This window comes from Curtobacterium sp. B8, from assembly GCF_000333315.1.
Lineage (GTDB): Bacteria > Actinomycetota > Actinomycetes > Actinomycetales > Microbacteriaceae > Curtobacterium > Curtobacterium luteum.
Window position 1 is genome coordinate 1 of the sequence record NZ_BACW01000518.1, and the last position, 5,806, is coordinate 5,806.

Below are 5,806 nucleotides of genomic sequence, written 5' to 3' on the forward strand. Positions count from 1 at the left end.
GGGGCGGGTCGAGCACCGCCACGTAGTGAGTTCGAGGTCGGCGAGCTCGTCCTCCGTCGCGACGGCGACCACGACGTGCGGGTTGCCGACGTCGATCCCGACACCGGGCCGCGCGCCGTCGAGGTTCTTCGCGCGGACGAGCACGTCGTCAGCCCCGCTGCCTTCGATCCCGAGGCGCCACCGCCCCAGGTCGGCCTGGAAGCCGTTCGTCGTCCGCTGGATGTCCACGAGGCCCTTGCGACTGCCGACCGTCAGCGTCTCCCCCGGTGCGAGGTCGACCAGGCCGGACTCCGTGAGGTAGCGCGCGAACACCCGGACACCGTTGCCGCACATCTCGGCGACCGAGCCGTCGGCGTTGTGGTAGTCCATGAACCACACCGCTGCGGGGTCCTCCGCGACGAGCGCACGACCCTCTGCCAGGGACTCGGAGCGCACCGCGCGGATGACGCCGTCCCCGCCCACACCGAACCGGCGGTCCGCGATGGCGCGGATGCGCTCGGGGGTGAGGTCGACGGTGGCGTCGGGGTCGGCGAACAGGACGAAGTCGTTGCCGGTCCCCTGGCCCTTCGTGAAGTGCAGCTCGGTCACGCGACGATCCTACGGGCCAGCGCCGACAGGGCTGTGTGGTCGGCCCCAGTGACGTCGAGGTCCTCCGCGGTCGCGTACCGCTTGAACCACGCGACCTGGCGCCGTGCGTACTTCCGGGTCGCGAGGCTCGTCGCGTCGACCGCCTCCGCGACGGTCGCGGCTCCCCGCAGCACCTCGAGCGCCTGCGAGTAGCCGATCGCCCGCGACGCGGTCTTGCCCTGTTCGAGCCCGAGGGCCCGGAGGTGCTCCACCTCGTCGACCAGCCCGCCGTCGAACATGCGCTGCGCTCGCGCCTGCAGCGCGTCGACCAGGCGTGGCCGTTCGCGACGCAGGTGCAGGATGCGCGCGGGCCGCCAGGCGCGGGGCGCGGACGGGAGGCTCGGGGTCACCACCTCGGACCGGCTCGCGATCTCGAGTGCCCGGATCAGTCGGCGCGGGTTCCGGGCGTCGATGGTCGCCGCCGCGTGCGGGTCCAGCCCCCGGAGCCGCTCGAGGAGGGTCCCCGGACCGAGCTCGTCGTGCTCGCGCTCCAGCCGGGCACGCAGCTCGGGATCGGTCCCCGGGAACTCGAGGTCGAAGAGGACGGCCGACACGTACAGACCGCTCCCGCCGGCCAGGACCGCGACGCCGCCCTCGGCGTGGATGCGCTCGATCGCGCGCCGGGCATCACGCTGGTACGCGGCGACGCTGGCCTCGTCCGTCACGTCGAGCACGTCCAGCAGCCGGTGCGGCACGCCGTGGCGCTCGGCCAGCGACAGTTTGGCGGTTCCGATGTCCATGCCTCGGTAGAGCTGCATGGCGTCGGCGTTGACGACCTCCGCCGGCCGGCCGGCGGCGCGGACGCGGTCGGCGATCGCGACGGCGAGGTCGGACTTGCCCGTGCCGGTGGCGCCGACCACGGCGACCAGGTCGGCGGGTCCGGTCGGCCCGGTGCCCACGGTGGGGGCAGAGACCGCGTCAAGGTCAGCGGCCGCCGTCGGGGCAGCGCCCGCCGACGGGGCTGCACCCGCCGTCGGGTCAGCGGCCGCCGTCGGGGCAGCACCCGCCGTCGGGTCAGCGGCCGCCGTCGGGGCTGCACCCGCCGTCGGGGCAGCGGGCGCGTCGCGGTCAGCGGTCGACACGGAGGGTCGGGAGACCGAGCGACACCGGTCGCGGCCCGTCCGTGCCCGCGGCCGTCGGCGCCGGGACGCCGCAGCTCTCCGCCTGCGCCCGGTCCCACGCGTCGCCCGCGCGGGTCCGGCGGATGCGGAGCGGGCCGTCGTTGTCCGCGATGAGGAAGTGCGGCGCCGCGCGGGTGACCTCGACCGTGACGACGTCACCTGGCCGTGGCACGTCGGAGCCCGCGGGGACGGAGAAGTGCACGAGCCGGGAGTCCTCGGCGCGGCCGGACAGGCGGTGCGTCTCGTCGTCCTTCTTGCCCTCACCGGTCGCGACGAGGACCTCGACGCTCCGACCGACCTGCGCGGCGTTCTCCTCAGCCGTGATGCGCTCCTGGAGGGCGGTGAGCCGCTCGTACCGCTCCTGCACGACCGCCTTGGGGAGCTGGTCCGGCATGGTTGCCGCCGGCGTACCCGGACGGATCGAGTACTGGAACGTGAACGCCGAGGCGAACCGCGAGGCCTCGACGACGCGCAGCGTGTCCTCGAAGTCGGCGTCGGTCTCCCCCGGGAACCCGACGATGATGTCGGTGGAGATCGCCGCGTGCGGGATCTTCGCGCGCACGCGGTCGAGGATGCCGAGGAACCGCTCGCTCCGGTAGCTCCGGCGCATGGCCTTGAGGATGCGGTCCGAACCGGACTGCAGCGGCATGTGGAGCTGCGGCATGACGTTCGGCGTCTCCGCCATCGCGTCGATCACGTCGTCGGTGAACGCCGCCGGGTGCGGGCTGGTGAAGCGGATGCGCTCCAGGCCCTCGATCGCCCCGGCCGCTCGCAGGAGCTTGCCGAACGCCTGCCGGTCGCCGAACTCCACGCCGTAGGAGTTGACGTTCTGCCCGAGGAGCGTGACCTCGATCGCTCCGTCGTCGACGAGTGCCTGGATCTCCGCCAGGACGTCGCCGGGGCGACGGTCCTTCTCCTTGCCGCGGAGGGACGGCACGATGCAGAAGGTGCAGGTGTTGTTGCAGCCGACGGAGATCGAGACCCATCCGCTGTAGGTGGAGTCGCGTTTGGTCGGCAGCGTCGACGGGAAGACGTCGAGTGACTCGAGGATCTCGATCTGTGCCTCGTCGTTGTGGCGCGCACGCTCGAGCAGGGTCGGGAGGGAACCCATGTTGTGCGTGCCGAAGACGACGTCGACCCACGGCGCCTTCTCGAGGATGACGTTCTTGTCCTTCTGCGCCAGGCAGCCGCCGACCGCGATCTGCATCCCCGGGTGCTCACGCTTGATGCCTGCGAGGTGTCCGAGGTTGCCGTACAGCCGGTTGTCCGCGTTCTCGCGCACGGCGCAGGTGTTGATGACGACCACGTCCGCCTGCTCGCCGTCGGCCGCGACGTACCCCGCGGCGCGCAACGACCCGCTGAGCCGCTCCGAATCGTGCACGTTCATCTGGCACCCGTAGGTGCGGACTTCGTAGGTGCGGGGGCGCGCTTCGACGGTGGCCATGATCCCTCCAGTGTAGGTCGCCGCACGGCGTCCACGAGGTCGCCCCGACGCTCGCCGTGCCGACCCTCGGCGCTACTCGAACCGGACGCTGCCGCCGCCCGGACCAGGCCGGCGTGCCGTGCCGTCGAGCGCGCGCTCGACCGCGATGCGCACCACGCCTGAACCGTAACCCTTGCGCATCAGGAACCCGGAGAGCCGGCGCTCCGCAGTCGCCCGATCAAGGCCACGCAGCTGTCCCGCACGCTTGGCCGCGAGCTCGAGGGCCCGCACGAACTCGTCGTCGGAGTCGTCCGCCGCTGCCTCGAGTGCCGCGTCGATCGCGACGTGGTCGATGCCCCGGCGACGGAGTTCCGCGACGACACCCTGCCGGCCGAGACCCTTGCGTTCGTGGAGGCGGTCGACGAGGTCCGTCGCGAGTGCCACGTCGTCGAGGAGCCCCGCCCGGGTCAGTCGTTCGATCTCCCCCTCGACCACGTCCGCGTCGAGGTCGTGCTTCGCGAGTGTCTGCCGCATCTCGGATGTGCTGACCCCACGTCGGCCGAGCGCCCGCATGCTGAATCGCTCGGCGTCCGCGCGTTGCTCGTCCAGGGGTCGAGGTGCGTCCTCGGGGTCGAGCTCCTCGCCGCCGAGGATCGAGAACACCGACGCGCTCGGGGCGTCGGCCTCGGCGCCGTGGTCGTAACCGGCCCGTTCCGCGCGGACGCTCCGACCGGAGGCGTCACCGACCACCGGCGACAGCCACTCAGCCTGGGCGCGCGCACCCCGGAGGGGTACCGGCGCGTCGGCGTCCAGACCGTTCGACGTCTCGGTCGTGGGCGCGAACCGGGCTTCGGCAGCAGCAGCCTCGGCTGCGACAGCCTCGGCGGTCGCAGCCTCGGCGGTCACAGCGTCGGCGGTCACAGCGTCCGTGTCGGGCTCGGGCGTGCCATCGGAGTTCGTCACGGGCGGGACCGAGCGACCGGCCGAACGACCGGGCCCGCTCGATCCGCGACGCGACCTCGCACCGAACAGGTCGGTGACCGGTGCGAGGTCGTCGTCACCGCGGGACGTGCCCCTGTCGGAGGAGGTCACGCGCCCTTGCGCTCGGCGAGCTTCGGCGCGATCGAGTCGACCGGGGCCTCGGCCGCGGCGTCCTTCGCGGCGCCGACGCCCAGCTTCGTCAGGATCTTGCCTTCGATCTCGGCTGCGATCTCCGGGTTCTGGATGAGGAACGACCGCGAGTTCTCCTTGCCCTGCCCCAGCTGGTCGCCGTCGTACGTGTACCAGGCGCCGGACTTCTTGACGATGCCGTGATCGACACCGAAGTCGAGCAGCGAGCCCTCGCGCGAGATGCCCACGCCGTACAGGATGTCGAACTCGGCCTGCTTGAAGGGCGGGGCCATCTTGTTCTTGACGACCTTCACACGAGTGCGGTTGCCCACCGCGTCCGTACCGCTCTTGAGCGTCTCGATGCGGCGGATGTCGAGGCGGACCGACGCGTAGAACTTGAGCGCCTTGCCGCCCGCGGTGGTCTCCGGGCTGCCGAAGAACACACCGATCTTCTCGCGCAGCTGGTTGATGAAGATCATCGTCGTCTGCGTCTGGTTGAGCCCACCGGCGAGCTTGCGGAGCGCCTGCGACATGAGGCGCGCCTGCAGACCGACGTGGGAGTCGCCCATCTCGCCCTCGATCTCGGCACGGGGCACGAGCGCGGCGACCGAGTCGACGACGATGAGGTCGATGGACCCGGAGCGGACGAGCATGTCGGCGATCTCGAGCGCCTGCTCACCGGTGTCGGGCTGCGAGACGAGGAGGGCGTCGATGTCCACGCCGAGCTTCTTCGCGTACTCGGGGTCGAGGGCGTGCTCGGCATCGATGAACGCGGCGATGCCGCCGTTGCGCTGGGCGTTGGCGATCGCGTGGAGCGTCAGGGTCGTCTTACCGGAGGACTCCGGCCCGTAGATCTCGATGATGCGACCGCGCGGGAGCCCGCCGATGCCGAGCGCGACGTCGAGCGCGACCGAGCCGGTGGGGATGATGGAGACGGGTGCACGCTCGTCCGAGCCGAGGCGCATGACCGTGCCCTTGCCGAACTGACGATCGATCTGGGCGAGAGCGGTCTCGAGGGCCTTCTCGCGGTCCTGGGGTGAGGGCATGGTGCGCTTCCTTCGTGCTGGATGTCGGCTGCCTGTAGGCTGTCGCGCCACCCCGGCCGGTGCTGCAAGGCCGGTGCTTCTGCGACAAGGCGTCGGGCCTGTCCCGATGTCGTTCAACCTACGGCTGGCCACCGACATCACTGCCGACGTCCACACCGCCTGTGGAAGGAACACCCGGACGAGTCCGTTGTGCAGGAAGCTACCACCGGTAGAACACGTGTTCGAGCGACACGCCGAACAGAGTTTCGGACGCGCGGATCAGTCTTTCGGTTCGGCGAGGCCCTTGCCGTGGCGGCGCTCCAGCGGGACGTCCTGCGAGTCGCACAGGGCCTCCCAGACCGTCCGCGCGTCGACGCCGGCGCGGAGTGCGTCGGCAGCGGAGCGGCCACCGATCGCCTCGAGGACGACGTCCTGGGTGACGACCGCGCCGTAGGCCTCGCCGAACACCTGGTCGACCGCTCGCCAGAACTCACTCACAC

6 protein-coding genes are annotated in these 5,806 nt (G+C 71.5%); all 6 read right to left on the minus strand.

Features of this window, described 5'->3' with window-relative positions; genetic code table 11:
* On the minus strand, positions 1-588 hold a 588-nt coding region (locus tag I59_RS13440; protein WP_022904310.1), incomplete at its 3' end, for a diaminopimelate epimerase.
* Positions 585-1,526 carry a tRNA (adenosine(37)-N6)-dimethylallyltransferase MiaA gene (gene miaA, locus I59_RS13445; RefSeq protein ID WP_031273814.1) on the minus strand — a complete coding sequence of 314 codons (942 nt, stop codon included), beginning with the start codon at positions 1,524-1,526 and terminating at the stop codon, positions 585-587. The genes miaA and I59_RS13440, both read right to left, overlap by 4 nt.
* Before the next feature lie 169 nt (positions 1,527-1,695).
* Positions 1,696-3,192: a tRNA (N6-isopentenyl adenosine(37)-C2)-methylthiotransferase MiaB gene (gene miaB / locus I59_RS13450; RefSeq protein WP_022904312.1), complete on the minus strand. Its 1,497-nt coding sequence runs from the start codon at positions 3,190-3,192 to the stop codon at positions 1,696-1,698.
* A gap of 72 nt (positions 3,193-3,264) precedes the next feature.
* Positions 3,265-4,134: a regulatory protein RecX gene (locus I59_RS21005; protein ID WP_148286231.1), complete on the minus strand. Its 870-nt coding sequence runs from the start codon at positions 4,132-4,134 to the stop codon at positions 3,265-3,267.
* 125 nt (positions 4,135-4,259) lie between these two features.
* Positions 4,260-5,327 carry a recombinase RecA gene (gene recA / locus I59_RS13460; RefSeq protein WP_022904314.1) on the minus strand — a complete coding sequence of 356 codons (1,068 nt, stop codon included), beginning with the start codon at positions 5,325-5,327 and terminating at the stop codon, positions 4,260-4,262.
* 258 nt (positions 5,328-5,585) lie between these two features.
* Positions 5,586-5,806, minus strand: a 221-nt coding sequence (locus tag I59_RS13465) for a DUF3046 domain-containing protein (protein ID WP_376764454.1), incomplete at its 5' end; no start/stop codon positions are given.